Origin of the sequence: Rhizorhabdus phycosphaerae (genome assembly GCF_011044255.1) — a bacterium.
Taxonomy (GTDB): Bacteria; Pseudomonadota; Alphaproteobacteria; order Sphingomonadales; family Sphingomonadaceae; genus Rhizorhabdus; species Rhizorhabdus phycosphaerae.
Window position 1 is genome coordinate 418,591 of the sequence record NZ_CP049107.1, and the last position, 25,584, is coordinate 444,174.

Here is a 25,584-nt window from a genome sequence, read left to right on the forward strand (position 1 = left end):
TCAGTGCGGCTCCTCACCCCCGGAGACGTTCATGCTTTCGCCGGTGATGTAGGAGGCTTCGGGGGAGCAGAGGAAGGCCACGGCATTGGCGGTATCCTCGGGCAAACCGGGGCGACCGAGCGGAATGCGCGCTGCCATATTCTTCAGATATTGTTCGACGCTGATGCCCTGGACTGCGGCAAAGTGCTCGTTCTGCCATTTGCCCAGTCCGGTCGTGACATGGTTGGGGCAGACATTGTTCACGGTGATGCCGTGGGCTCCGAGCTCGATCGAGGCCGAGCGCACCAGTCCAACCAGGCCATGTTTCGATGCGGTGTAAGCCTGTGCGTGCATGAAGCCTGACTTCGCGGCCTGGCTCGCGATGTTGATGATGCGTCCGCCGCGGCCTTGCGCAATCATCACCTCCGCCGCCGCCTGCAGGCCGAACCAGGCCCCGGTCAGGTTCACGTCGATAACCGCGCGCCAGTCACTGGGCGAGACTTCCCCCAATGGTTTCATGATGTAGCCGATGCCGGCATTGTTCACCCAAATATCGAGCCCGCCATGCGCGGATACGGCATGCGCCGCCAGCGCCTGGACTTGATCCGGATCGCGCACGTCGCAGCAGAAAGTCGATGCCGCACCCGGCATCGAATCGGCCACGTCACGCATCTCCGCCTCGGCGCCGATCATCGCATCGGGCGTCGCCGAATCGCGCGAGCCGCCGATGTCCGCGATCACGACGGTTGCGCCTTCTTCCGAAAGGCGCCGTGCAATCGCCTCGCCCAGACCGTGCCTGCGGCCCGATCCGGTGATCACCGCAACCTTGCCGGCGAACTTCATGCTTCCACCTCCTCGGTGGTTAGGAAGGTGACGTCGACCATGTTGTTGAACGCGGCTGCCACCTCGCCCATCGCGGCCGTCGAAACGTCCTTTTCGAACTGCGCCATATCGGCGACGTCGAGCACCTCGATATAGCCGAAGGGCGGCTTGGCATCGCTCCCCAGCACACCGGTGGTACGGAAAACGCGAAAACTGGCGATCGACGGCAAGGCGTTGACCGTCGGAATATCGGTGCTGCGCGCCCAGGCGAGGTAATCCTCTTCCGAGACGCCGGATTTCAGGTTGAACACTGCGAAAATATGCATCGATCTGTCCTTCTTACCGTCTGCCGGTCAGTCCGGTTCTTGAACCTTGCATCGTCACACGCGTCAATATAGCATATGAATATAACAAATGAGGAAGGCCGTGATCTCTTCATCAGACACCCCGTCTCCCGCAGGGGAAACCCCCGTCGCGAACGACCCTAGCGCCGGCTATGAGGGGCCGCCCGACTATCGCGTGATTGGCCGCCACGCGGTTTTCCCGCAGACCAGCCATGACGAGATCGAGCGGATCAATTTCCTCGCCCAGATGAACCGCCATCTGGCCGCGCGCGTGGTCCCCGGGGTGAAGGCGGCGTTCGACACCCGGGTCGTGCCGGCGTTCGAGGCGCAGCATGGCCGTGCGATGGCCGACAGGCACGAGGCCCGCCGCGCGCTTCTGGAAGATCCTGCCTTCCAGACCTGGTCGGCTCTTCGCCGCATGACGATGGAACAGCGCCAGCAGGCCGGCCGCTGGACCGCGCTACGCCAGCGCGAACAGCTGAATGCAGTGGCCCATGCGCTGACCGAGGGCGACCAGCGGCTGTCGCTCGATCCTTCGCTGCCGATCCCGCGCTATGTTTCTGCGGTGGATCATCACTGCATGCCCGGAAGCTACCACAGCGAATATTTCCCGGGCGATGTCGTCAACGGCGCCAATTACGACCATGGCGGCTTCGTCACCACGGGCGGCCTGCTCGGCAAATATAGCGATGGCGGCGGCCATGCCGTGGTCAAATGGGTCCGGCGCAATCTGCCCGATTTCAAGCCGCAGAAGATCCTCGAAATCGGCGGCACCGTCGGCCACTCCTCCCTCCCTTTGGCGCAGGCCTTCCCCGAAGCGGAGATGACGATCGTCGATCTGGGTGCGCCGGTGCTCCGTTATGGCCTCGCCCGGGCCAAGTCGCTCGGCGTGGACAATATCAGCTTCGTACAGGCCAGCGGCGAGGATCTGTCGATCTATCCCGATGCCAGCTTCGACTGGATCCAGACGACGATGTTCCTGCACGAACTGTCGACCAAGGCGCTGCGCGCGATCTTCGCCGAGACGCGCCGTCTGCTGAAGCCCGGTGGCATCGTGCTGCACGTCGAGCAGCCGCAATATGCGCCCGACATGCCGCTGTTCGAGCAGGCGATGCGCGACTGGGATGCGTTCTACAACAATGAGCCCTTCTGGAGCCGCATGCACGAGATGGATCTCGACGCCGAGATGGTCGCGGCGGGCTTCGACGCGGACAAGCTCATCCATGGCGGCGTCACCGGCGTGGTCGATCGCGAACTTTTCCCGGATGCGGAAGAGGATGATACCGAAGATTATGGCCGCAAGGCGGCCTGGCACGTGATCGGAGCCGTCGCATGAGCTTTTCCGATGCCCTCGCCGGAGCCGGCGCCAAGCCTGCGGGCAAGCGCCCCTATTTCCTCGAGCCCCAGGTCGAGCGCGTCCTGGCGATCACGATGTCGATCGCGCAGGAACTCGCGGTCGTCCGCCAGCGCAATGACACGCTCGAGCGCCTGCTGCTGTCCAAGGGCGTGCTGACGCAAGGCGAGATCGACGCCTATGTGCCGGATCGCGGCGCATCGGCGGAGCGCCAGATGTGGAACCAGGAATTCATCGCCCGCATCCTCCGCATCGTCCAGCAGGAGAACGAGGCCGTGACTACGTCTCACGACGTTGCCTCGGGCGACGTGGGCGAAGAGCTGGCGCGCGACGGATGACCGCATTGGCTGTGCCGGGCGCTGCATTGCCCGACAGCCGGATAAGGCCGGAGCAAGCCGACATGTCTCCGCGCCCTTTTTGACATATTTCAATACCAATTGACTGCGGCAATGGCAGGCCGCTCTCAGACCAGAAGCGGAAGATCATCGATGTCAGACAGCATGACCCTCAGCCGCATTGCCCCCGCCCCCGCAGATCTGCGCAGCCGACTGGAAGCCATTGTCGGGGCCGGGCACGTGACGTCCGACGAGAAGACCTTGCGCCTGTTCAGCGAGGACATCTGGTCGCGCAGCGAACATGTCACGATGCTGTCGGTTGCGCCCACCAACACGTCTGAACTCGCGGCCGTCGTGACCGCTGCCAATGATGCCGGCGTCGATATCGCACCGCGTGGCGCCGGCATGAGCTACACCGGCAGCTATATCCCCGCGACCGGCAACACCATTACCCTCGACATGCGCCGGATGAACCGGGTGTTGCGGGTCAGTCCCGAAGACATGACGGTCACGGTCGAGGCCGGCTGCACCTGGCTCGCGCTCAACGAGGCCGTGAAGGCGCACAATCTGCGCACGCCTTTCTGGGGTCCGATGTCGGGCATCTATTCGACCATCGGCGGCGGTCTGTCGCAGCTCAACGCCATGTTCGGCGCGGGCCATTATGGCACGTCGAGTGAAAGCGTCGTCGCGATCACGATGGTTCTCGCCGATGGCCGGACCCTACGCACCGGCGCGCGGGGGCCGGATGGCGACACGCCGCATTATCGTCACTACGGCCCGGATCTCGCAGGGCTGTTCATGGGCGATTCCGGCACGCTGGGCATCAAGGCCGAAATCACCCTGCGCCTCATCCGGACGCCGGCGTTCGAGGATTCGGCATCCTTCTCGTTCAAGACCGGCGAGGCGATGCTCGAAGCACTCGCCGAGATGACCCGCGCCGGCATCGCCTCCGAAAGCTGCGGTTTCGATCCCGGGCTGACGCGGGTGCGTATGAAGCGCATGTCCATGGCGAGCGACGTGAAGACGCTCGGTAAGGTCATCGCCAAGGAAAAGTCCTTCGGGAAGGGGTTGCTGGCTGCCGCCAAGATTGCGATCGGCGGCCGCAATTTCATTCCCGAGGAAGAATATCCGCTGCACATAACGGCGGAAGGACGCTGCAAGGAAGCGGTCGCCGCAGACATTGCCACCGCCCGGGAAATCGCAGCCAGGTTCGAAGGGGTCGAGATCGAGAATTCGATCGCCAAGGTCATCCGCGCGATGCCCTTCCCCGCCCCCAATTCGATCCTGGGCCCGGAAGGCGAAAGCTGGGTGCCGGTCCACGGCCAGGCTTCGCTTTCCACCGCAGCAGCCATGTTCGCCGAAATCCGCGCCTATTTCGACTCCATGCAGGAGACGTTCGACAAGCACGGGATTTTCAACGGCTTTCTCTTCTCATCGCTCTCGACGACGGCATTGGTGATCGAGCCGGTGTTCTTCTGGCCTGAAGGCTACCGCCCGATCCATGAATCGATGGTCGAGCCTGCGCACCTCAAGAATCTCAAGCAGCTTGGCCCCAATGCGGAGGCGACGGCAGTCGTCAATGAGGCGCGCGAGAAGGTCAAGGCGATCTGCAAGACATATGGCGCTGCCCATTTCCAGATCGGGCGGGCCTATACCGCCTATCGCGAGAGCCGCGACGAGGCCTTCAAGGATGTGCTGGATGCCGTGAAGGGCGTGGTCGACCCGCGCGGCATCTTCAATCCCGGATGCCTTGGATTCCCGGTGCGCGAAGGCCGGAACTGAGCGCGTGACGAAACAAACCTACCGCGCGATCCGGCTGATGCGGATCGCGCCCTCCTTCCGCGAGGGCGCCGACATCGTCGAACTTCCGGTCGAGCCACCGGCGCGCGGCGAGATACGGGTCCGCAACCTGCATTGCGGCGTAAACGCGATCTTCGACACGCAGATTGCACGCAACGCGGTCGATTATGTGAAGATCAGCCTGCCGACCTTCACCGGCGTCGAGGCGATCGGCGTGGTCGACGCGGTCGGCGAAGGGGTTAGCAGCTTCGCTCCGGGCGATGCTGCGGTCACCGTGCGCTTCACGGGCGGCTATCGCGAGCAGAACACCGGCCCCGTCGCCAGTTTCGCTCCCGCTCCCGCAGCCACGCCAGACTATCTCGCTCTCGCCTCGACCGGCGTTTCGGCGCTGGTCGCGCTCGAACGGATCGGAGAGGTGAAGAGCGGCGAAACCGTCGCGATCTCGGCAGCGGCAGGCGGCCTGGGGCATCTTCTGGTGCAGCTGGCTTTGCTCAAGGGCTGCCGCGTGATCGGTGTCGCCGGCGGCGCGGAGAAATGCGCCTTCGTTTCCTCGCTCGGGGCCGAGCGCGTGATCGACTATCGGTCGGAGGATGTCGGCGCGGTTCTCGCCGCCGAATATCCGCGCGGTGTCGACGTCGCCGTCGATACGGTGAGCGGCACGATCTTCGATGCCTTCCTCGCGAACCTCGCCAATCATGGACGCCTCGTGGTCGGCGGCGCCGCAGCCGACCTGGAGGGCAAGCCGGAGATAGTGAACGCTCCACGCATCGCGCATGCGATCTACTATAAGGGCGCGTCGGTGCGCGGCTTCATGAACGGATTGCTGATCCCCCATTGGGACGACGCACGCAAGCGCCTGTTCGATCTGTACGCCCGGGGTCTGCTCCGCGTGCAGGTCGACAGCCAGCCGAACATCGGCATCGAAGGAATCTACGACGGGATCGAACGGCTGCTCTCGGGCAAGTCGATGGGCAAGGTCATCGTCGATCTCGAGCATAACAGGGGGTGAAGCCGTCGTGGGGACGCTGCGTCTCCGCGCCCGGCGAGAATGTTGATGACAGATTTGCCCAAGACGCTCTTCGAGAAGATCTGGGATACGCACCATGTCGCGCAGACCGCCGGTGGTGCGCATCTGATCGCGATCGATCGCATATTCCTGCATGAACGGACTGGCGCATCCGCGCTCAAGTCGCTGGCGGCGAGCGGTCGTGCAGTGCGCGATCCCGCGCGGGTCTTTGCGGTCATGGACCATATTGTCGACACCCGGATCGGGCGCGGCGACGACACGCTGATGCCGGGCGGAAGCGCCTTCATAACGGAAACCCGTGCGGCTTCGCAGGCGGCGGGGATAACGCTGTTCGACGTCAACGATCGCGATCAGGGCATCACCCACGTCATTTCCCCCGAACTGGGCATCGTTCTTCCCGGAGCGACGCTGGTCGCTCCCGACAGCCACACCTGTACGCAGGGCGCCCTGGGGGCCTTGGCCTGGGGCATCGGATCGTCCGAAGCCGAGCATGCCATGGCTACCGGTGTCCTGCGCCTCGACAGGCCGAAGACGATGCGTATCACTGTGACGGGCCGGCTTGCTCCGGGTGTCACGCCAAAGGATCTGGCACTCCACCTGCTCGCAGAACATGGCGCCGGCGGCGGGGCCGGCCATGTCGTCGAGTTTGCCGGAGAAGCGGTTGCAGGCCTCGACATCGAGGGGCGCATGACCCTTTGCAACATGGCGACCGAATTCTCGGCCATGACGGCGATCATCGCGCCGGACGACAAGACCTATGCCTATCTGGCTGGCCGCCGTTATGCCCCCGCGCGCTTCGACGCGCCTTATTGGAGCTCGCTCTCCACCGACGAGGGCGCGACCTTCGATCGGGAAATCCTGATCGATGCCGCTACCGTCGCGCCAATGGTCAGCTGGGGCACCAGCCCGGAGCACAGCATTGCGGTCACCGGTTCCGTGCCGGAGGGGCCCGAGCGTGCCCACCTCTATATTGGCCTTCAAGCAGGGCAAGCCATAGCTGGCATACCCATCGACGCAGCCTTCATCGGATCCTGCACCAATGCGCGTCTGTCGGACCTGCGCCGCGCGGCGGATCTTCTGCGGGGACGGCGTATCGCGCCTTCGATCCGCAAGGCGCTGGTCGTTCCGGGCAGCTCAGCCGTCAAACGTGCGGCCGAGGCCGAGGGGCTGGACAGGATATTCACCGACGCCGGCTTCGAATGGCGCGCCAGCGGTTGCTCGCTCTGCTTCTTCGCCGGCGGGGAGAGTTTCCCGCCGGGCTCTCGCACGATCAGTAGCACCAACCGCAATTTCGAGGGTCGCCAGGGCCCCGGCATCCGCACCCACATCGCCAGCCCGGAGACCGTCGCTGCGAGCGCCATCGCCGGTGCCATCGCCGATCCGCGCGAGCTTGCCCGATGACTCCGTTCACCACCCTCTCGTCGATCGCCGTTCCGCTGCTGCGCGACAATGTCGACACCGACGCGATAATCCCGAGCCGCGAGATGAAGAGCACCGGGCGCACCGGGCTGGCCGAAGGGCTGTTCGCGCCGTGGCGCTACACCGACGTGGCGGCGCGGGTGCCGGACCCCGCTTTTCCGCTTAGCCGACCCGAAGCGCAGGACGCACAGCTCCTGCTTGGTGGCGCCAATTTCGGCTGTGGATCGAGCCGGGAACATGCCGTCTGGGCCTTGGCCGAATATGGCATCCGCTGCATCATCGCGGAAAGTTTTGCACCGATCTTCCGGGCCAATTGCATCCGCAACGGCATCCTGCCCATCGGTCTCGAGCGCGCGCTCGTGGACAGTCTCGCCTGGCAGCGCGTCGAAGTCGACCTCACGGCGCAGACCGTCACCGCCGGCAATCGGACGACAGCGTTCGCCATTGAGGAGGAGCCGCGCCAGATGCTCCTCGAAGCGCTGGATGCCATTTCGCTGACGCTCAAATCCTTCCCAGAAATCGACGCCTGGACGGCAGCCGACCGCGCCCGCCGCCCATGGATCTACGCCGGACAATCCGCATGACCGACATCCTCGTTTCCGAAGTGGGCCCGCGCGACGGGCTGCAATCGATCAAGACCGTGCTGCCGACCCAGGCCAAGAAGGCGTGGATCGCGGCAGAGGCGGCGGCCGGCGTGCGCGAGATCGAGGTCGGTAGTTTCGTGCCGCCCAGCTTGTTGCCGCAGATGGCGGACACGGCCGAGCTTGTTGCATTTGCGCGCGGCATAGAAGGGCTGAACGTCGTCGCCCTCGTCCCCAATGCCAAGGGGGCAGTCCGTGCGGTCGAGGCAGGGGTTCACGGCATTTCGATCCCCTTCTCGATGTCGGAAACGCATTCGCTTCGGAACGTCCGCAAGGACCATCCGGCGATGCTGGCTGAAATCGCCGAGGTCGCCCGCATCGCGCGCGATGGCGGCGTGCACTTCGCCGTCGGCCTCTCCACCGCCTTCGGCTGCACCATCGAAGGGGCGGTGCCGGAGGATCAGGTCGTGCGCCTCGCTGTCGCGGCCGCCGAAGCCGGAGCCCAGGAGTTCAGCCTCTCCGACACCACCGGCTATGCCGATCCCGCCCAGGTCCGGCGCCTCGTCCGCAAGGTCAGGGCGGCGGTCGGCGCGGATAAGCTGACGACGCTTCATCTGCACAACACCCGCGGCCTCGGCCTCGCCAATGCGGTGGCCGGACTGGAGGAAGGGATCACCACACTCGATTCCTCGCTGGGCGGCCTGGGCGGCTGCCCCTATGCGCCCGGTGCTTCGGGCAATCTCGTAACCGAAGATCTGGTCCTGATGCTCAATTCGATGGGACTGCGAACCGGGATCGATCTCGAAAAATTGCTCGCTGTTCGGACGATCCTGGCAGAGGCCCTGCCCGGGGAGCCGCTCTATGGCTTTACGCCTGACGCGGGCCCGATGCTCGACTATGCGGAAAGGATTGCCCGTTGACCGGCGCGACCGGACCTACCCCGCTCGCGGGGATCAAGGTCATCGAATTCACCCATATGGTCATGGGGCCTACCGTCGGCCATATCCTCGCCGGCCTTGGCGCGGATGTGATCCGCGTCGAACCTCTGGGTGGGGATCGCACGCGCCGCCTGCTCGGTTCCGGCGCGGGCTATTTCCCGATGTACAACCGGGGCAAGCGCTCGATCTGCCTCGACCTCAAGTCGGACGAAGGCAAGGCCGTTGCGCGCGATCTGTGCGTCGATGCCGATATACTGGTCGAAAATTTCCGTCCCGGAGCACTCGATCGGCTGGGCTTGTCGTTCGAGGCCCTGTCGGCGGCCAATCCGCGCCTGATCTACTGCTCGGAAAAGGGGTTTCTCCCCGGCCCTTATGAAGATCGCACCGCGCTGGACGAAGTGGCGCAGATGATGGGCGGCCTCGCCTATATGACCGGGCCTCCCGGACGCCCGCTGCGGGCGGGATCCAGCGTGGTCGACGTGACCGGCGGCATGTTCGGCGTGATCGGCATCCTCGCCGCGCTCGAAGAGCGTCACCGCACGGGCAAGGGCCAGAAGGTCGTCGCCAGCCTGTTCGAAACGACGGTCTACCTCGTCGGCCAGCACATGGCGCAGTTCGCCGTCACCGGAAAGGCGGCGGCACCGATGCCCGCGCGCATTTCGGCCTGGGCGATCTACGACGTGTTCGAGACGAAGGACGAACCCGTATTCATCGGCGTGGTGTCGGACAGTTTGTGGGAGAAGTTCTGCGTCCTGTTCGCGCTCGACGATCTGTGGGCGGACGAGGCGATCCGGACCAACAACGAACGTGTCCTGGCCCGCGACCGGATCCTGCCGCGCATCCGCGACCTGATGGCCTCGATGACCCGGTCGGAAATCGTCGCAAAGCTAGAAGGTACCGGACTGCCCTTCGCACCGATCGGCCGACCGGAGGATATGTTCGACGATCCGCAACTCGCAACCGGCGGGCTCGAGGAGGTCGTGCTCGACGATGGCAAGCCGACCAGACTTCCGACCGTCCCGCTGGAGATGGATGGAAAGCGCCCCGGCAGCAGCGTGGTTCTGCCGCGCCCCGGTGCCGATTCACGCGCGATCCTGGAGGGGCTGGGCTACCCGGCGCAGCGGATCGAGACATTGATCGAACAGGGTGCCGTGGAGACGGCCTGACGCAGCCCGAAATCGAGGGGAGTACGAATATGACCGAGTCCGACACCAGCGACGAGACCTTCCTCCTCAGCCGGCGCACCCTGTTGACGGGGGTGGGACTGACCAGTGCCGGGCTTGCCGGAGCCGGTTTGCTCGGCGCCGCGCCGACACTTGCCGCTCCCCTTGCCCGGGAGGAAGGCATTCCGACCGACCCTGCGGCCCGGATCGCGATGATGCGCCGCATGCGCCTGCGCACTGATCCCGGCATCGTCTATTGGTGGTTCCGCGGCCGCAACTATGCGCAGCAGGGCGCGAAGCTGACGCCGCTCTGCGAACTCGTTTTCGGTGCGGTGATGAAGGTCACGCCTCTGCCCGACGGTGGCCTCGAAACCACGCAGTACGAGCTCGGCTTCCGCACTGCGCCGGGCAGCAGCGAGCGCACCGACCAGCTCCGCAATCCGCTGACCGGAGAGATGGTAGACGTGCCCTTCGTACCGGTCGGCCCCACTACGGTGCGCTATACGCCGAACAACGACCTGATCTTCGATGGCGCCATCGCCAACACCAAATTCACGGTCGAGCATGTGCCCGAGCTGTTCTACCATATCGGCGATCAGATCAGCTTCCAGACGCATACCGCCGCCGTCACCGAAACGCCCGGCCTGCCCTCTCGCCGCCTGAACGACATGTCGATGATAACGAGCCCGGCCAAGGAAGCGCTTGATCCTCGCGTGCACTGTGCGAGCGCCACGGGCTATGGCACCGACCTCGGCGACTATGCGCGCTGGTGGAAGATGCCGGCGGGCATGGGCAATCAGTGCCTGCGCAGCGTGGGCCGCAAGGAAACCAGCTATTCGGGCATGCCCAAGGACTGGGTCGAAATGCTCGCGCGCGTCAATCCCGAAGGCGCGCGCGATCCGATGAAGCTGCTTGCGCTCAAGCAGGAAGAATATCGCAATTGATCCGCGCACTGGGTCTTGTCCTTGCGGCCGGCCTCCTGATGGGGGTTGCCAATGGAGATGACCCGCTGACCCGGCCGATCACCGGAACCGACGCGGCGCGCTGGCTTGAGCCGGACGCGCCGCTGCGGGTCTTTCCGGACCTTGGCTATATCGGACCCAGGCGTATCAAGCAGGGCGTGGTCGATACCGGCAAGGGACTCGTCCTGATCGACGCCGGCCTGCCCGAAGGAATTCCCATCCTGCGCGCGCATCTGGCCGAGCTCGGCTATCGTCTCGAGCAGGTCAGATGGCTGCTGGTCACCGAGCCGCATTATGATCATGCCGGGGCAATCGCCGCTGTCGTCCGCGAAAGCGGCGCCCGCGTCTATGCCTCGGAAGCCACCGCGACCGTCCTGCAACGCGGCATAAGCGGCGACGAAGACCCGCAGCGGGCCAGCCTGATTGCCTACCCTCCGGTCGCGAAGGTCACTGTGGTGAAGGACGGGCAGCAACTGCGCTTCGGCCCGGTCACGATCACGGCGCGCGCGATGCCGGGGCACACGCCGGGATCGATGGGCTGGTCTTGGCGGTCCTGCAGCGCGGCATCCGGCTGCATGCCCGTATTTTTCGCGGCCAGTCTCAACTCCCTGACGGCCGGCACCTATCGCTATCGGGATCATCCCGAGCTCGTTGCCGCTTTCCGGCGCAGCCTGGCCATGCTGCGCGAAGAAGCTTGCGATGTCCTTCTGTCCAACCACGCGGAGCATTCGGGGGCGGACCTGCGCGCGATGGCGAGACGCAGCGGCGCGACGCCCGATCCGATGCGCGCTCCCGCTGCCTGCAAGGCTATGGCGGACAGATATGCCGCTCTGCTCGACGCCCAACTCGCCCGTGAGGACGCGCTCTTAAAGTAAGGCGCTAGAACGAAAAGGGCGGCCCGACAGGACCGCCCTTCCCTTGTTCGATTTCGTCTTGCTCAGAACGGCTTGACCGTTCCCAGGAAGCAGATCCCCGAGATGGTGATCCAGTACACATAAGCCATCAGGCGACCGTACAGGAATTCCCGCTCGAGCGCGGCTTCTTCGGCCGGGTTCGGACCTTCGGCCAGACGGCGGAAGCGAACTGTCCACAGGCGCATGATCCAGCGCAGGCCGAGGCCGATGCACAGGGTAAAGCCATAGAGCGTCAGCTTCGTGGCATACCAGCGCGAACCTTCGCCCGCCTCCAGCGGTCCGTGGCCGAGCAGCGAGGAGATCCCGACCACGAAGATCACCGGAATCAGAACCCAGCGGATCTTCTCGTCGAGCTTGGTCAGCATCACGCCCGTATCGGTTTCGCGCTTGATGAAAGCGCTCCAGCACAGGGCAAGCCAGCCAGCCACAAACACCCACATCGCGGTCAGGAAATTCCCGCCATAGGGCTGCAGGCCGTAGATATGGCCCATATGCAGCCCCAGCGGGAGCAACAGGATGATGCCGGTCCGCGCCAGGATGTCGATGCGATAGGCGGTTTCCATGTGCCGCCTGCGCTCCTCCATCGAGAGCTTCCGGTTGATGATGTTGTAGCTGGTCTGGAAGACCCCCCACTCGCCGCCCAGCCAATAGACCATGGAGACGATGTGGACCCAGCGCAGGATCAGTACTTCTTCCAACAACGACTTTCCCCTTATATGTGGAAGCCGCCACTAAGCCACTGCGCGTCAGCCTCGGGAGAGCCGCTCCACCCAGTCGGTGACCGGTGGATCGGGATCCTCCATGGCTTCGACCTCCTGCTGGAAGCCGCGCATGACGCGGGCGATATACGCCCTCATGGCGATGCCTCGTTCCTCGCCGGCACTCGCGCCCGGCTTGAAGTTCTCGATGGCACCCCGGCTGAGGGAGCCTTGCGCCTCCAGCAGCCGTTCAACTGTGTCCAGGCGTTCCCGCGTCACGGCCAGTTCCGCCGTCAGCGACAACGCCAGTGAATAAAGGCGGTCGACAGCCATCTCGTCGAAGAAGGCCGGCCGCCCGCCCTTGGCGCGTGCGCCCGAACGCGCGATCCAGTCGATTTCCTGCGTCATGCCGAAATCTCCTTTGCTGCTGCCTGGCTTGTCACCTGGGGTTTCCATGCCCCGTAGGCGTTCCAGATCGCAGCGCGTCCGTAATCCTCCTCCTCGCCATCGGGCGATCCACGGAACAGGCTTTTATCTGGAACTGCTCGCACACCGGTCACAAATTGATGATCGATCGGGAATCCGGCCTCTTCCATGACCGCCTTGAGATCGATCCCGTGCATCGCCGACCAGAAGGGCTCGTTATTGTTATAGGCATCCCAGTCGCGGATGAACTGCTCGTAGAGCGGCATGTCGGGACCATATTGCGGCTGCTCGACGTGGAGTAGCAGGCCGCCGGGCTTCAGCACCCGCTGACACTCGGCCAAGATCCTGGGCATGGAGTCGGCCGAAAGTTCGTGCAGGAACATCGTGGTCTGCACCCAGTCGAAATGACCGTCGGGAAAGCGCGACAGATCCTCGCCACTCGCCTGAATGAACCGGATGTTCTTCACACCCAGCCCTGCCGCGCGTGCCGCGCCATAGCGTAGAGAAGCCGCTGCCGTGTCGATCGCGATCACTTCGGCGTTGGGGAAATGCTGCGCGAAGGGCACCGCGTTGTGGCCGACCGTGCAGCCGACGTCGAGGATGCGTTCGGGGTACCAGTCAGGCCGGTTGGCCTTGACCCAGGCGACCACGGCCTGGCCACCCCCGTCGTTGAGACTGCCGAGCGCGCCGCCTGTCGTCGCAAAAAGGCCCACGTCGTAATTCGCCCCGACCGTCACGTCGTCAGGGTGCTCGCCGCCATGATAACCGCCGGGCTGGCAATGGATGTCCACGCAGGCAGCATAGACTGGTTGCTCAATGCCTGGGTTCAGTTCGAGGAGGCCCGATGCCTCATTGAAGGCCCTGGCCCTGGCATCGAGCGCGTCCAACTGGCGCAGCACGATCTGCCGGCCATTCTGCTGGCGCATTTCCATCGAGTTGCGTTTCAGGGCCGACCATGTCCGATGAAACGGGTCCTGGTTCATCGCCACGCGGATTTCTTCGCGGTCCTCGGGATCGCGCCGATGGATTTCCCTGAAGGCCGGCAGAACCCGCTTCTCGTAAGCGATCCGGTTGCCCCGGCCTATGTCCCCGGAAAGATAGCGGTTGAACAGAGTGAGAAAGTTGAACCGCGCGGCCTCGTCATGGCTGGCCTCCGGCATCATCGGATGGCGCTTCAGGGCGGTATAGGGTGGCGGTAGCTTGTCCTTCATGGGGCCTCCTTGGTTCGGAAGGTCGTTCGCGGGCCGGCGCATCAGCGCGGACGCCACGACGACGGAAACCTCACAGGACCGGGGCCAGGAATGATTGATTTGTATCAATATTAGAACATAACATTTCCGAGGCAGGATGGCGTCATCTTATGAGGCCACGGCCCGGGAGCTTGCCGAGCCGATCATGCGCCCACGAGCAGAATGTCGATGTCCGCCAGCCCTTCGCGCAGGCGCTTGGCCTCCGCATAGTCAGGCGAATTGTAGAAGGACAATGCCGCTTCCCGGTTCGGCCATTCCGAAACGACCACGGATGCGCCTGCCGGTCCGCTGCCTTCGAGAACGGCGGCGCCGGGAGCGCGGATGACATAGCGGCCGCCATGCGCCTCCAATATGGCCGCAGCCTTCTGGGAATAGCCGCAGGCCATGAAGGCATCGCGATCCCTGATCTTCGCGGTTATGACGAGCCATGCGGCCATGATGACGCTCCTTTTCCTTGTCGGAATGGGCAATGCACGCGGGGCTCGCCGCCGTGACGGGGATATCACCGACATATCCGGTCTGCGGATGGCAGGCTATCGCCTTGCGCTTCTGGCCCGAAGCCACGGTTGTTGAACGCAGCCCTTTGTGTGCGCCAGCTGCTTCCGGAGCCGCTCGCGGGGGGTGGACGGCAGGCAAGAAAAGCCGCTTGGCGGATAAGTCTGTCCGAAAACGTCCGGCGCCCCGGACAGACCCTTAGCACCAAGGCCTGGAACCAAGGCGGCGATTCCGCCGTGAGACAAGCCATCGGGGATGACATGACCTATCGACTGGGCGTGGACGTGGGCGGCACCTTCACCGACCTGCTGTTGTTCAACCAGAGCAGCGGCGAGTTCTGGCGCAACAAGACACCTTCGACGCCACATGACAGCTCGGAAGGCATTCTCAACGGCGTCACGGCGATCTGCGAGAAGGCCGGGATCAGCCCCTCCGACGTTGAATTCTTCCTGCATGGCACCACCGTTGCCACCAACGCGGTTCTCGAAGGCAAGGGCGCGCGGGTCGGCCTGATCACCACCGATGGCTACCGCCAGGTGATGCAGATCGCGCGCAGCTTCGTGCCGGGCGGCCTGGCCGGGTGGATCGTGTGGCCCAAGCCGCAGCCCCTGGCCGCGCTGGAGGACACGATCGAGGTCCGCGGTCGCATGGATGCCCAGGGACGCGAGCTTGTACCGCTCGACGAGGAGCAGGTTCGTACGGCGCTCATCGCGTTGCGCGACAATGGTGTCGAGGCGCTGACCGTCAGCCTGATCAACGCCTATCTCAACGGAGCGCATGAGAGCCGCATCGGCGAACTCGCCGCCGAGATCATGCCCGGCGTGCCAATCTCGCTGTCGCACCAGGTCCTGCCCGAAATGCAGGAATATGAGCGCACGCTGACGACCGTCGCCAACGCCGCGGTTCGGCCGGTCGTGGGCAAATATGTCCGCAACCTCCGCGACCGCCTGCGTGGTGCGGGCATGGCCGGTTCGCTCTCGCTGCTGCGGTCGGATGGTGGTCTGATGTCGTCGGAAAAGTCCGAGGAGCATCCCGTGTCGCTGCTCATGTCAGGTCCGGCGGGCGGCGTCACCGGGGCGATCTGGGTCGGCCGCAATGCCGGTATCAAGAACATCCTCACGCTCGATGTCGGTGGCACCTCGACCGACGTGGCGCTGATCGAGAATCTGGAGGCGCGGCGCCAGCGCACCACCGAAGTCGGCCATCTGTCGGTTCGCGCCTCGGCGCTCGACGTCAAAACAGTCGGTGCCGGCGGCGGCTCGATCGCCTATGTGCCCGAACTGACCGGCGCGCTGCGCGTCGGCCCGCAATCGGCGGGGGCGGTTCCTGGGCCCGTAGCCTACAGCAAAGGCGGCACGCTGCCGACCGTGACCGACGCCAATGTCGTGCTCGGCTATCTGCCGGAGAACCTGCTCGGCGGCACGTTCAAGCTGGACCGCGAGGGCGCCAAGAAGGCGGTCCAGACGATCGCCGACGCGCTCGGCATCGGCCTGATGGAAGCCGCACGCGGCATCATCGATATCGTCAACGAGAATATGTTCGGCGCGCTGCGCATGATCTCCGTCCAGCAAGGCTATGATCCGCGCGACTTTGCGGTGATGGGCTTCGGCGGGGCCGGTCCGCTCCATGTCAACGCGGTCGCAAAGCTGATGGGCAGCTGGCCCGCCATCTCGCCGGTGAGCCCCGGCGTGCTCTGTGCACTGGGCGATGCGACCACCCGCATGCGCACCGAAACCGCCCGCTCCTTCAGCCGCAGGGTCGACCAGACCGACGAGGCCGAAGTTATCGCGCTGCTCGACGAGATGGCCGCGCAGACCCGCGCAGAGCTTACTGCCGAGGGCATTTCCGATGCCGATGTCACCAGCCAGTTCGAACTCGACATCCGCTATGAGGGCCAGGCCTTCGAAGTGCCGCTGTCGATCGACGCGGAGGTTCTTCGCCGCGACGGGCTCAAGGGCGTTACCGATCGCTTCGATGCCGAGCATAAGCGCCTTTTCACCTTCAACATGGACAGCGCCCATGAACTGGTGAACCTGCGCGCGGTGGCGATGGGCCCGGCGCTCGACCTGCCGGCCCCGCCGCTCGAACAGGGCAATGGCGATCCGTCGGCCGCGAAGATCCGCGACCATGAATTATGGGCCGACGGCGCCATGGTGCCTGCGGTGATCTACGAGCGCTCCCGCCTGCGCGCCGGCGACGTCATCCCTGGCCCCGCGATCGTCGTGGAGATGGACTCCACCACGCTGATCGAAGCCGGCTGCACCGGCACGGTGGACCATGTCGGCAACATCCTGATCCATCTCGCCTGAGGACAAGCACCATGCCCGCACAGATCATCCAGGCCAATCAGACCCCCTTCGCCACCGTATCGGTCGATCCGGTAACGCTCGACATCATCGAGAATGCCCTCCGCAACGCCCGCATCGAGATGGATGCGACGCTCGTCCGCACCGCCATGTCTCCAGGCATCCGCGAGCAGGGCGACGCCTTTCCCCTCATAGCCGACCATAGCGGCAAGATGATCGTCGGCCAGTTCGGCTCCTATATCGGCCCGTTTCTCGACGGGTTCGACGGCACCGTCGAGGATGGCGATCTGATCTTCCTGTCCGATCCCTATTCGGTCGGCGGCGCCATCAGCCATTCCAACGACTGGCTGGTGCTGCTGCCGGTGTTCAAGGACGGACGGCTGATCGCCTATACCTCGATGTTCGGCCACCAATCCGACATCGGCGGCATGGTGCCCGGTTCGATGCCGATCCACGCCTCGTCGATCTTCCAGGAGGGCGTGCGCATCCCGCCGGTCAAGATCTGGAAGAAGGGCGAATATAACGAGGACCTGATCAAGCTGGTCATGCACCAGACGCGGACGCCGGACTGGTGCAAGGCGGACCTCAACGCGCTGATCGCCTCGTGCCGCGTGGCCGCGCGTCGCGTGATCGAGATGGCTGCGCGCTTCGGCGACGATGTCTTCGTTTCTGCGACCGACCTGCTGCTGGAGCGCAACCACCGCGCGATGAAACAGCTGATCGAGAGCTCGATCGGCGAGGAACCGGTCAGCTTCGAGGATTATATCTGCGACGACGGCAAGGGCTTCGGTCCTTACAAGATCAAGTGCACGATGTGGCGCGAGGACGGCCGGGTCGTGCTCGACTTCGCCGGTACCGATCCGCAGAGCCAGGCCTCGATCAACATGTTCCTCAATGAGAACATGATGAGGATGTTCTTCGGCATCTACATGATCATGGTCTTCGATCCGCAGATCCTGTTCAACGATGGCTATTATGACCTGATCGACGTCCGGATTCCGGAAGGTTCGCTGCTGAAACCGAGATTCCCGGCGGCCCTGTCGGGGCGCACCCATGTGCTGGGCCGGCTGTTCGATATCCTCGGGGGCCTGCTCGGTCAGAAGACCCCCGAATTCCTGAACGCCGCCGGCTTCTCTTCCAGTCCTCACCTGTTCTACGCGGGCACCGACCGCAATGGTAAGTGGTTCCAGCTGTTCCAGATCGGCTTCGGTGGCATCCCCGGCCGGCCGCTAGGCGACGGGCCAGACGGGCACTCGCTGTTCCCCGGCTTCACCAATGTCCCCAACGAGTTTCTGGAGCGCTATTTCCCGCTGGTGATCGAGCGCTACGAGACCGTAGCCGACAGCGGCGGCGCCGGCCTCCATCGCGGCGGCAACGGTATCGACATGGTCTATCGCTTCCTCGAGCCCGGCACGATCGCGATCCACGACGACCGCTGGTTCGTGCCGCCCTGGGGCGTCAATGGTGGCGAACCCGGTGCCCGCGCCCGCAAGGTGCTGATCAAGGCCGACGGCACCGAGATCGTCGTCGGCAACAAGATCGAGGATTATCCCGTCGAGCCGGGCGACCGCCTGCACTTCGTGACCTGGGGCGGGGGCGGATGGGGCGATCCGCTCGACCGCGATCCGTCCTTGCTGGTCAAGGAACTGAAGCAGGGCCTCGTCACCGAGAAAGGCGCATTGCGCTACGGTGTCGTACTTGTGAAAGGCGAGGTGGACAGCGCCGCAACGGAGAATCTGCGCGCGAAGATGCGCGCCGAGCGCGGCGAGATCGGCGTGTTCAACTTCGGCCCCGACATCGAAACGCTGCGCAAGAACTGCCTCGCGGAAACGGGCCTCCCCGCCCCGACCCCTCCGCGCTGGGCCAAGGCATAAGGACAATATACAGGTGGCAAATCCGATTTTTCGCCAGAAGCTCGAAGCGGGCCAGTTCTTCGTCGTACCCGGCATTCAGGACATGCTGGCGGCTGTCATCGCCAACAAGGTCGGCTTCGATATCGTCTATGGTACCGGCTATTGGCTGACTGCATCAGCATGGGGCCTGCCCGACGCGGGCATCGCGACCTACACTGAAATGCGCAATCGGATGGAGACGCTGGCGCGCACGAGCAAAGCCGCCGTCATCGCCGATGGCGACACCGGCTATGGCGGGCTGCTCAACGTCCACCACACGGTGAAGGGCTATGAGGCCTCGGGCGTCACCGCAATCCAGATCGAGGACCAGGAATTCCCGAAGAAGTGCGGCCACACCCCCTATAAGCGACTGATCTCCACCGAAGACATGGTCGAGAAGATCAAGGTCGCGGTCGATGCGCGCTCGTCGGAGGACTTCGTCGTGATTGCGCGGAGCGATGCGCGCGAAAGCGAAGGGCTGGATGGCGTTCTGCGACGCATGGAGGCCTATTCGAAGGCCGGAGCCGACGTGCTCTTCCCGGAGGCGCTCCATTCCGAAGAGGAGATGCGCAAGGCCTGCTCGACTCTCGACAAGCCCTGCATGGCCAATATGTCCAACCACGGCAAGACACCGGTCCCGCCCGCCGCCGTTCTGGCCGAGATCGGTTATGCTTATGCCATTTATCCATCGCTAACCAGCCTCGCGGCCTGCGCTGCGATGGAGAAGGCGCTGATCGACCTGAAGACTGACGGCATCGGCCAGCCCGATGGCCTCTTCGACTTCTCGGAGTTCTGTTCGCTGATCGGCTTCGAGGACGTCTGGGCGTTCGAGCGCAAATGGGGCAAGGCGGACTGATGCCGACGCGTCGTATTGCCGCCGCCGTTCTGTCCCGGAGCGGCGAAAACCCCGCGCCTTATGCGCAGACGAGGCCGCTGGAGGTGAAGACCCTCGAACTCGCCGATCCTCGTCCGGGCGAAGTCCTGGTTCGGATCGACGCCGCGGGACTGTGCCATTCCGATCTCTCGGTGATCAATGGCGATCGCCCTCGCCCGATGCCGATGGCGCTAGGTCATGAGGCCGCAGCGACGGTGCTTGCGCTGGGTGACGAGGGCGACGGGAGCCTGTCGATCGGGGACCGGGTGGTGCTGGTTTTTCTCCCGTCCTGCGGATATTGCGTCGCCTGCGCGTCGGGCGAGGGGTATCTCTGCGCCAACGCAGCGACGGCCAACGGCAAGGGCGAGCTCCTGCGCGGCGGATCGCGCCTGTCCTGCACCGACGCCGAAGCCGGTACGGCGGTGCATCATCACCTCGGCGTGTCCGCCTTCGCGACGCAGGCTGTGGTCGATCGCCGTTCGGTGGTGAAGATCGACAAGGATATTTCTCCCGAGATCGCGGCATTGTTCGGTTGTGCCGTGCTGACCGGTGTCGGTGCGGTCATGAACACGGCGCAGGTCCGGCCGGGCGAGAGCGTGCTGATCTACGGCTTGGGCGGCGTCGGACTCGCAGCGCTGATTGGCGCCCTTGCGTCTGGTGCACAACCCGTCGTCGCGGTCGACCCTGCTCCTGAAAAGCGCGCGCTTGCGCTCGAACTCGGCGCGGCGGCAGCGGTCGCCCCGGGCGAGGACGAGGTGCTGTTCGGCACCGACGTCGTGATCGAGACCGTCGGCAAGGCCGCCGTGCTCGCCCAGGCCTACCGGGCGGCACGGCGCGGTGGACGCATCGTCACGGTCGGCCTGCCCAACCCGTCGGAAAAGCTCGAGATCAACGCATTGTCTCTGGTCGCCGAGGGCAAGACGCTGATGGGCAGCTATATGGGCTCGTCGATCCCGACGCGCGACATTCCGCGCTACATTGCCTTGTGGCGGTCGGGCCGCCTGCCGGTGGAGAAACTGCTTACTTCGGTCGGGCCCCTCGAGGAGATCAACGAGCTGATGGACAAGCTCGCCGAGGGCAAGGCAGTACGACAGGTCATCGTGCCGGGTTGGTGATTGGCGGCCCGGCCGATGCGTTCCGATCTGCGGAGACATTTATCCGACAGGCGAATAATTTGTTGAACAAATCGGTCATATGACATTCTCTTGGCACTCTCGCGACATCTGGGTGCCAAGGGGAGTCGTTCACATGGAAAAAGGCGTTCCTATCCGTTCGATCACACGGTCCATTGCCGCTCTGAAGGCGATCAACCGCCACGGTTCGCTCTCCATGATGGAGATCGCGAAGTCTGCCGAAGTCCCCTACCCCACCGCCTGCCGGATCGTGCAGACTCTGCTCTACGAGGGCCTCATCGAACAGGAGCCGGCACGCAAGCGCTACCGGCCGACTGCTCTGGTCCAGACACTGGCCACCGGCTTCCAGCATGATGACGAACTGGTCCGCATCGCCCGACCGCACATTGTCGGGCTCACCGCGCGCGTGGGCTGGCCGGTTTCGATCGCGATACGCGTCGGGCGAGAGATGATGCTGCGCGACAGCACCCACGCCAATTCCTCGCTGACCTTCGAGCATTATTATCCGGGTTTCACCCTGCCGATCCTCGACAGCGCGTCGGGGAAGGTGTCGATGGCCTTCGCCGATCCGGAAGAGCGCGAGATGATCCTGCGCTTCATGCGCGTCTCGCAGGACATCAACCTCAACTATCTCGCCACGGCCGAGGTCAGTCTCGATGTCGATCGCATCCGTGCGGACGGCTATGCGGTACAGGGGCGCAACCATTTCAACCTGACGCCGGGCAAGACCTCGTCGATCGCGGTGCCGATCTTCCGCAACGGCCATTTCGAAGCGGCCATGACGATGGTGTTCTTCGTCGCAGCGATGAAGCTGTCGGCCGCGCTGGAGGCCTATCTCGACGATCTGAAGGCGACGGCAGCCGCTATCAGCTACGACCTGTCCAACGCTCCGATGGGCAGCGCCTGATCAGCGCTGCTTCTTCGCGATCGTCGCGGTGAAATCGGGATCCTTATTGGCGACCCAGTCGACGAACTTCTTCACGGCCGGATTGTCCAGCAGCTGCTGGACATCCATGCCGGCGCGCTGAAGCTCGGAATTGGTGAAGTTCACCGTCAGCGTCTGCTGGCAGATGCCATGCATCGGCACCACGTCACGCCCGCCCCGGCTCTTCGGGATCGGGTGGTGCCAGATGATCGTGCTGCCGGTGGGGCGACCGCACAGCCAGCAGTGAACGACCGGCTTCGGTGCCTCGTCGGCAGCGGGCTCGTCATCATAATCGTAGCGGGAGCGTTTGCGGGCCATGGGTCATGCCTTACAGCATGGCGCAACCAACGCAATCAGAGCCGCGCCGTCACAGCCTTGGTCTCGAGATAGGCGTCGAGCCCCTCCTGCCCGAACTCGCGGCCCCAGCCCGACTGGCCATAGCCCCCGAACGGAATGTTGGTGCCCACCGCACCATGACAGTTGATCGACACCTGCCCCGCGCGGATCCGCCGCACCAGGCGATGGGCGGTGGAAAGATCGCGCGTCCACACGCTGCCCGACAGGCCATAGGGCGTATCATTGGCGAACCGCGCGATCGCGTCGAGATCGTCGCTCTCGAACCTCTGCACCGCCATGACCGGGCCGAATATCTCCTCGCGCATCAGCGCCATGCCATTGTCGCAACCGGCGAAGACGGTCGGCTGAATGAAATTGCCGGGCCGATCGAGCTTGTTGCCGCCCGCAACCAGCGTCAGCCCGTCGGCCTTGGCGCGATCGATATAAGACATGACCTTGGCGCTGTGCGCGTCGGAGATCATCGGTCCCTGCATTGTCGCCGGATCGAGCCCGTGGCCCAGCCTCATCTGGCCGGCGAAGGCAGCGACGCCCTCCATCAGCGCGTCATGGACCGCGGCATGGGCAAAGACGCGCGTGCCGGCCATGCAATTCTGGCCCTGCAGGAAGAAGGTCGCCATCGCCACGCCGGGTATGGCGAGCGACAGGTCGGCATCGGGCATCACCACCACCGGGCTCTTGCCGCCCAGTTCCAAGCTGACCTTCTTCAGGTTGCCGAGCGCGGCCTGGATGATCCGCCTGCCGGTGGCGGTCGACCCGGTGAACGAGATCTTGTCGACACCCGGATGCTCGGCCAGCGCCTGACCGGCCTGCGCGCCCACGCCATTGACGATGTTGACCACACCCGCCGGAATGCCGGCTTCGAGGATCATCCGGCCAAGCGCGAGCGCGGACAGAGGGGTTTCCTCCGAAGGCTTCACCACAACCGTGCAGCCGGCGGCCAGCGCCGGCGCGAGCTTGAGGATCGCGGTCGACAGCGGCACGTTCCACGGCATGATCTGTCCCGCGACGCCGATCGGCTCGCGCAGCGTATAGGTCAGCGCCTCAGTCTCGGACGCGATATGACGCGGCGGGGCGGTGGTGGTGCCCTCGATCCGCATGATCGCGCCGGCATAATAGTCGATCATCTCGACGCAGTTGGCGGTGGTCAGGCCAGCGATGAAGCGCGGCATGCCGTTGTCGATGATGTCGAGTTCGGTCAGCAGCGTCGCATGGCTGTCCATGACCCGGGCGAGCCGGTGCATCAGCGCAGTGCGCTCGGCGACCGTCATCCGGCCCCAGGGACCCTCGAACGCGGCGCGCGCAGCCTTGACTGCCCGGTCGACCTCTTCCGCCCCGCCGATGTGGAAGCGCGTGAGGACCAGACCCGTCGCCGGGTCGCGCGTCTCCATCTCGCCCGAGCCGTCCACCCAGTCGCCGCCGATCAGCAGCCTGTGCCTTTCCTTGAGGAAGGCGTCGGTCTCGGTAGCGATGCTGTTGCCGTCGAAAGGAACCGGGCTGCCGCTCATATCTCGACGGTCCTCGGATCATAGGTGAACAAGCCGAGCGATTCCTCATCCTTCATTTCGCCGAGTCCGAACAGATCGGTATCCTGCCCCTGCATGCGGTCCGCATTGGCATTCGATTCCTGCTGGATGAAGGTGGCGCGTTCGTGGCGGGCCTTCTCGTAGCGCGCCAGACCTTCGGCGGCACTGTCCGATGCCGCCAGCGCTCGTGCCAGAACCACGGCATCCTCGATCCCACAGGCCGCGCCATGACCGAGGAAAGGCGTCATCGCATGCGCCGCATCGCCGATCAGCGTGACATTGCCGTCGAGTACCCAGCTCGGCATCGGCTTGCGGGCATTGATGGCCCATTTGAACAGAGGTTGCGTGTTCGCAGCCTTGAGCAAACGCTGGGCATCGGCGCACCAATGGCCGAAGATCGACTGCAGTTCGGCGGGATCTGCGGGGGTCGTCCAGCCTTCCTCGTTCCAGCCCTCCTGCCGCGCGAAGAACACGAAGTTCATCACCTTGCTGCCGCGTACATTGTAGCGGTTCATCATCGCGCCGGGGCCGATGATGACACCCGGAAAGTCGGAAAGATCCTGTATGTCTGCGGTAACCGGCACCAGGCAGCGCCAAGCGACATGGCCGGTGAAGTGCGGGCTGTCGTCGCCGAAGCGCTGGCGGATGACGCTCTTCACGCCATCGGCGCCGACCAGCACGTCCGCGCCGAAAGTCCGTCCGTCGGCCAGGGTCACCGTCGTCCCCTCGCTCGATATCACCGGAGCCCCGGCGATCATCCGAACTCCGGCCCGCTCGGCCGCGCGGGTCATTACGCCGTGGAGGTCGGCGCGATGCACGGTGATATAGGGCGCGCCATATTTTTCACGCTGGGTTGAGCGGTCCATGGCGACCAGCGTCCGTCCATCCTGCCAATGCTGGATGCGCTGGCGGCTCGGTTCCACCGCGACCGCGGCCGCTTCCTCGCAGATACCGATGAAGTCGAGGCCCTTCATCGCATTGGGCGTCAATGTCAGCCCGGCGCCGATCTCCCCGAACTGGGGAGCGGATTCAAGCAGCGTCACCTCGAAGCCCTGCTGGGCGAGCGCGGCCGAAGCGGTCATGCCCGCCACGCCGCCTCCGACGACCAGGATCGTGCGGGGCTTGCTCACTTGGTGCCGCCCTGAAGCTGGCCGGGAATATGGCTCTCATGGTTGGCGAGATACCAGTCCGCGATCTCCTCGCGGGTCGCCCACCACACGCCGGGCAGCGACTTGGCATGCTCGATGAACTCACGCAGCGCGCGGATGCGATGCGCACGGCCAGACACGTGCGGGTGAAGGCCGAGGTTCATGATCCGGCCGGTCTTCGCGCCCTCGGCGTGGAGTACATCGAGTTCTTCGATCAGCGCATCGCGATATTCGTCGGTCGTATAATTTTTGCGAGTGATGAAGGTGAAGTCATTGATCTCGTTCGAATAGGGAACCGAAACGATCGGACCGTGCGGGGTCCGCAGCAGATAGGGCTGATCGTCGTTCATGATGTCGCAGTAGAAGGTGCAGCCATATTCGGCGAGGATGTCCGCCGTCTGCAGCGTGCCGCGCAGCGACGAGGAGAGCCAGCCCTTCGACTTGCGCCCGGTGAACTTCTCGAACTGGTCGAGGCTGCGCAGGATGATGTCGCGCTCTTTGTCGGGTTCATGGGCGAAGCTCGAAAGTAGTTCCCCCTGCTCCCAATTGTGCGTCAGCAATTCCCAGCCGCGTTCGAGCACGGCGTCGGTCATCGCCTTGCGCCGTTCGAAGGTGACCGCATTGGTCGTGCAGCTCGCCTTGACGCCCAGCTCGTCGAACAGGTCGATCAGCCGCCACAGGCCCACGCGCTGGCCATATTCGCGCCAGGTAAAATTGGGGAAGTCGGGGGTGTTGCCCGGAAGCACATCGGGCAGAATCGCCGGTCCGCCTGCATAATAGGGCTTGTCCGTATCCTTGGTCAGGTCCCAGGTTTCGAGATTGAACGTCAGGATCAGCGCAACCCGTGCGCCGTTCGGCCAGACCAGGGGATTGCGCTGCGGCAACGGGACATAATCATATTCCATCAGTCACTTACCTT

25 protein-coding genes are annotated in these 25,584 nt (G+C 64.4%); 15 read left to right on the forward strand and 10 right to left on the reverse strand.

The annotated features are described in order from the left end of the window. Both G6P88_RS01985 and G6P88_RS01990 read right to left on the reverse strand, forming a co-directional pair. Nucleotides 1-822, reverse strand: coding sequence for an SDR family NAD(P)-dependent oxidoreductase (locus G6P88_RS01985; RefSeq protein ID WP_165321594.1), 822 nt, complete (start codon nt 820-822; stop codon nt 1-3). Further along, the gene (locus G6P88_RS01990; RefSeq protein ID WP_165321595.1) at nt 819-1,127 is read right to left on the reverse strand and encodes an REDY-like protein HapK; all 309 of its coding nucleotides are present in this window, start codon (nt 1,125-1,127) and stop codon (nt 819-821) included. The genes G6P88_RS01985 and G6P88_RS01990 overlap by 4 nt, the downstream gene beginning before the upstream one ends. Nucleotides 1,128-1,215: 88 nt before the next feature. Here G6P88_RS01990 and G6P88_RS01995 point away from each other — a divergent pair, with 88 nt between their 5' ends. From G6P88_RS01995 to G6P88_RS02040, 10 genes are all read left to right on the forward strand, one after another. Further along, nucleotides 1,216-2,481: a class I SAM-dependent methyltransferase gene (locus G6P88_RS01995; RefSeq protein ID WP_165321596.1), complete on the forward strand. Its 1,266-nt coding sequence runs from the start codon at nt 1,216-1,218 to the stop codon at nt 2,479-2,481. Next, nucleotides 2,478-2,837 carry a hypothetical protein gene (locus G6P88_RS02000; RefSeq protein ID WP_165321597.1) on the forward strand — a complete coding sequence of 120 codons (360 nt, stop codon included), beginning with the start codon at nt 2,478-2,480 and terminating at the stop codon, nt 2,835-2,837. The genes G6P88_RS01995 and G6P88_RS02000 overlap by 4 nt, the downstream gene beginning before the upstream one ends. 162 nt (nt 2,838-2,999) lie before the next feature. Then, nucleotides 3,000-4,616: an FAD-binding oxidoreductase gene (locus G6P88_RS02005; protein ID WP_226946687.1), complete on the forward strand. Its 1,617-nt coding sequence runs from the start codon at nt 3,000-3,002 to the stop codon at nt 4,614-4,616. 4 nt (nt 4,617-4,620) lie between these two features. Then, nucleotides 4,621-5,643, forward strand: a complete 1,023-nt coding sequence (locus G6P88_RS02010; protein ID WP_226946688.1) for a zinc-binding dehydrogenase — start codon at nt 4,621-4,623, stop codon at nt 5,641-5,643. A 45-nt stretch (nt 5,644-5,688) separates the two neighbouring features. Continuing rightward, on the forward strand, nt 5,689-7,062 hold the full coding sequence (locus G6P88_RS02015; protein WP_206335837.1) for a 3-isopropylmalate dehydratase large subunit: 1,374 nt from the start codon (nt 5,689-5,691) through the stop codon (nt 7,060-7,062). Next, nucleotides 7,059-7,664: a 3-isopropylmalate dehydratase small subunit gene (gene leuD, locus G6P88_RS02020; RefSeq protein WP_165321599.1), complete on the forward strand. Its 606-nt coding sequence runs from the start codon at nt 7,059-7,061 to the stop codon at nt 7,662-7,664. The genes G6P88_RS02015 and leuD overlap by 4 nt, the downstream gene beginning before the upstream one ends. Then, a complete protein-coding gene (locus tag G6P88_RS02025; protein WP_206335838.1) occupies nt 7,661-8,581 on the forward strand; it encodes a hydroxymethylglutaryl-CoA lyase in 921 nt (306 codons plus the stop codon). The genes leuD and G6P88_RS02025 overlap by 4 nt, the downstream gene beginning before the upstream one ends. Then, on the forward strand, nt 8,578-9,765 hold the full coding sequence (locus tag G6P88_RS02030) for a CaiB/BaiF CoA transferase family protein (protein ID WP_226946689.1): 1,188 nt from the start codon (nt 8,578-8,580) through the stop codon (nt 9,763-9,765). Before G6P88_RS02025 ends, G6P88_RS02030 begins: the two co-directional genes overlap by 4 nt. 29 nt (nt 9,766-9,794) lie before the next feature. Then, on the forward strand, nt 9,795-10,706 hold the full coding sequence (locus tag G6P88_RS02035) for a DUF1838 family protein (protein WP_165321600.1): 912 nt from the start codon (nt 9,795-9,797) through the stop codon (nt 10,704-10,706). Beyond that, complete coding sequence (locus G6P88_RS02040) at nt 10,703-11,599, forward strand: MBL fold metallo-hydrolase (protein ID WP_165321601.1); 897 nt, start codon at nt 10,703-10,705, stop codon at nt 11,597-11,599. The genes G6P88_RS02035 and G6P88_RS02040 overlap by 4 nt, the downstream gene beginning before the upstream one ends. Nucleotides 11,600-11,661: 62 nt before the next feature. Here the strand turns inward: G6P88_RS02040 and G6P88_RS02045 are convergent, their stop codons facing one another. The 4 genes from G6P88_RS02045 to G6P88_RS02060 all read right to left on the reverse strand — a co-directional run bounded on the left by G6P88_RS02045 (nt 11,662) and on the right by G6P88_RS02060 (nt 14,449). Beyond that, nucleotides 11,662-12,339: a hypothetical protein gene (locus G6P88_RS02045; protein ID WP_206335839.1), complete on the reverse strand. Its 678-nt coding sequence runs from the start codon at nt 12,337-12,339 to the stop codon at nt 11,662-11,664. Between the two features lie 45 nt (nt 12,340-12,384). Next, nucleotides 12,385-12,744, reverse strand: coding sequence for a hypothetical protein (locus G6P88_RS02050; RefSeq protein WP_165321602.1), 360 nt, complete (start codon nt 12,742-12,744; stop codon nt 12,385-12,387). Then, nucleotides 12,741-13,973, reverse strand: a complete 1,233-nt coding sequence (locus G6P88_RS02055) for a class I SAM-dependent methyltransferase (protein ID WP_165321603.1) — start codon at nt 13,971-13,973, stop codon at nt 12,741-12,743. Before G6P88_RS02055 ends, G6P88_RS02050 begins: the two co-directional genes overlap by 4 nt. A 182-nt stretch (nt 13,974-14,155) precedes the next feature. Next, on the reverse strand, nt 14,156-14,449 hold the full coding sequence (locus tag G6P88_RS02060; protein ID WP_165321604.1) for a DUF1330 domain-containing protein: 294 nt from the start codon (nt 14,447-14,449) through the stop codon (nt 14,156-14,158). Nucleotides 14,450-14,767: 318 nt separating this feature from the next. On the opposite strand from G6P88_RS02060, the gene G6P88_RS02065 reads away from it, so the two are divergent. From G6P88_RS02065 to G6P88_RS02085, 5 genes are all read left to right on the forward strand, one after another. Next, entirely contained in the window at nt 14,768-16,816 is a 2,049-nt protein-coding gene (locus G6P88_RS02065) for a hydantoinase/oxoprolinase family protein (protein WP_165321605.1), read from the forward strand. 11 nt (nt 16,817-16,827) lie between these two features. Continuing rightward, nucleotides 16,828-18,687, forward strand: a complete 1,860-nt coding sequence (locus G6P88_RS02070; RefSeq protein WP_165321606.1) for a hydantoinase B/oxoprolinase family protein — start codon at nt 16,828-16,830, stop codon at nt 18,685-18,687. 13 nt (nt 18,688-18,700) lie between these two features. After that, nucleotides 18,701-19,561 (forward strand): isocitrate lyase/PEP mutase family protein, encoded by an 861-nt coding sequence (locus G6P88_RS02075; protein ID WP_165321607.1) that lies wholly within the window; start codon nt 18,701-18,703, stop codon nt 19,559-19,561. Further along, complete coding sequence (locus tag G6P88_RS02080) at nt 19,561-20,694, forward strand: zinc-binding dehydrogenase (RefSeq protein WP_165321608.1); 1,134 nt, start codon at nt 19,561-19,563, stop codon at nt 20,692-20,694. The genes G6P88_RS02075 and G6P88_RS02080 overlap by 1 nt, the downstream gene beginning before the upstream one ends. A 133-nt stretch (nt 20,695-20,827) precedes the next feature. After that, a complete protein-coding gene (locus G6P88_RS02085) occupies nt 20,828-21,619 on the forward strand; it encodes an IclR family transcriptional regulator (RefSeq protein WP_165321609.1) in 792 nt (263 codons plus the stop codon). Here G6P88_RS02085 and G6P88_RS02090 read toward each other — a convergent pair whose 3' ends face one another. The 4 genes from G6P88_RS02090 to G6P88_RS02105 are packed head-to-tail and all read right to left on the reverse strand — an operon-like array spanning nt 21,620 to nt 25,570. Continuing rightward, on the reverse strand, nt 21,620-21,955 hold the full coding sequence (locus tag G6P88_RS02090) for a hypothetical protein (protein WP_165321610.1): 336 nt from the start codon (nt 21,953-21,955) through the stop codon (nt 21,620-21,622). A 35-nt stretch (nt 21,956-21,990) separates the two neighbouring features. Next, complete coding sequence (locus G6P88_RS02095) at nt 21,991-23,499, reverse strand: aldehyde dehydrogenase family protein (RefSeq protein WP_165321611.1); 1,509 nt, start codon at nt 23,497-23,499, stop codon at nt 21,991-21,993. Beyond that, nucleotides 23,496-24,647: an FAD-dependent monooxygenase gene (locus G6P88_RS02100; protein ID WP_165321612.1), complete on the reverse strand. Its 1,152-nt coding sequence runs from the start codon at nt 24,645-24,647 to the stop codon at nt 23,496-23,498. Before G6P88_RS02100 ends, G6P88_RS02095 begins: the two co-directional genes overlap by 4 nt. Then, nucleotides 24,644-25,570: a polysaccharide deacetylase family protein gene (locus G6P88_RS02105; RefSeq protein ID WP_165321613.1), complete on the reverse strand. Its 927-nt coding sequence runs from the start codon at nt 25,568-25,570 to the stop codon at nt 24,644-24,646. The genes G6P88_RS02100 and G6P88_RS02105 overlap by 4 nt, the downstream gene beginning before the upstream one ends. Nucleotides 25,571-25,584 lie beyond the last annotated feature (14 nt).

Bases quoted from the DNA above. Each gene is read 5' to 3' on its own strand.
- G6P88_RS01985 (WP_165321594.1), bottom strand. From the start codon at position 822: ATGAAGTTCGCCGGCAAGGTTGCGGTGATCACCGGATCGGGCCGCAGG.
- G6P88_RS01990 (WP_165321595.1), bottom strand. From the start codon at position 1,127: ATGCATATTTTCGCAGTGTTCAACCTGAAATCCGGCGTCTCGGAAGAG.
- G6P88_RS01995 (WP_165321596.1), top strand. From the start codon at position 1,216: ATGAGGAAGGCCGTGATCTCTTCATCAGACACCCCGTCTCCCGCAGGG.
- G6P88_RS02000 (WP_165321597.1), top strand. From the start codon at position 2,478: ATGAGCTTTTCCGATGCCCTCGCCGGAGCCGGCGCCAAGCCTGCGGGC.
- G6P88_RS02005 (WP_226946687.1), top strand. From the start codon at position 3,000: ATGACCCTCAGCCGCATTGCCCCCGCCCCCGCAGATCTGCGCAGCCGA.
- G6P88_RS02015 (WP_206335837.1), top strand. From the start codon at position 5,689: ATGACAGATTTGCCCAAGACGCTCTTCGAGAAGATCTGGGATACGCAC.
- leuD (WP_165321599.1), top strand. From the start codon at position 7,059: ATGACTCCGTTCACCACCCTCTCGTCGATCGCCGTTCCGCTGCTGCGC.
- G6P88_RS02025 (WP_206335838.1), top strand. From the start codon at position 7,661: ATGACCGACATCCTCGTTTCCGAAGTGGGCCCGCGCGACGGGCTGCAA.
- G6P88_RS02035 (WP_165321600.1), top strand. From the start codon at position 9,795: ATGACCGAGTCCGACACCAGCGACGAGACCTTCCTCCTCAGCCGGCGC.
- G6P88_RS02050 (WP_165321602.1), bottom strand. From the start codon at position 12,744: ATGACGCAGGAAATCGACTGGATCGCGCGTTCGGGCGCACGCGCCAAG.
- G6P88_RS02055 (WP_165321603.1), bottom strand. From the start codon at position 13,973: ATGAAGGACAAGCTACCGCCACCCTATACCGCCCTGAAGCGCCATCCG.
- G6P88_RS02060 (WP_165321604.1), bottom strand. From the start codon at position 14,449: ATGGCCGCATGGCTCGTCATAACCGCGAAGATCAGGGATCGCGATGCC.
- G6P88_RS02065 (WP_165321605.1), top strand. From the start codon at position 14,768: ATGACCTATCGACTGGGCGTGGACGTGGGCGGCACCTTCACCGACCTG.
- G6P88_RS02070 (WP_165321606.1), top strand. From the start codon at position 16,828: ATGCCCGCACAGATCATCCAGGCCAATCAGACCCCCTTCGCCACCGTA.
- G6P88_RS02080 (WP_165321608.1), top strand. From the start codon at position 19,561: ATGCCGACGCGTCGTATTGCCGCCGCCGTTCTGTCCCGGAGCGGCGAA.
- G6P88_RS02085 (WP_165321609.1), top strand. From the start codon at position 20,828: ATGGAAAAAGGCGTTCCTATCCGTTCGATCACACGGTCCATTGCCGCT.
- G6P88_RS02090 (WP_165321610.1), bottom strand. From the start codon at position 21,955: ATGGCCCGCAAACGCTCCCGCTACGATTATGATGACGAGCCCGCTGCC.
- G6P88_RS02095 (WP_165321611.1), bottom strand. From the start codon at position 23,499: ATGAGCGGCAGCCCGGTTCCTTTCGACGGCAACAGCATCGCTACCGAG.
- G6P88_RS02105 (WP_165321613.1), bottom strand. From the start codon at position 25,570: ATGGAATATGATTATGTCCCGTTGCCGCAGCGCAATCCCCTGGTCTGG.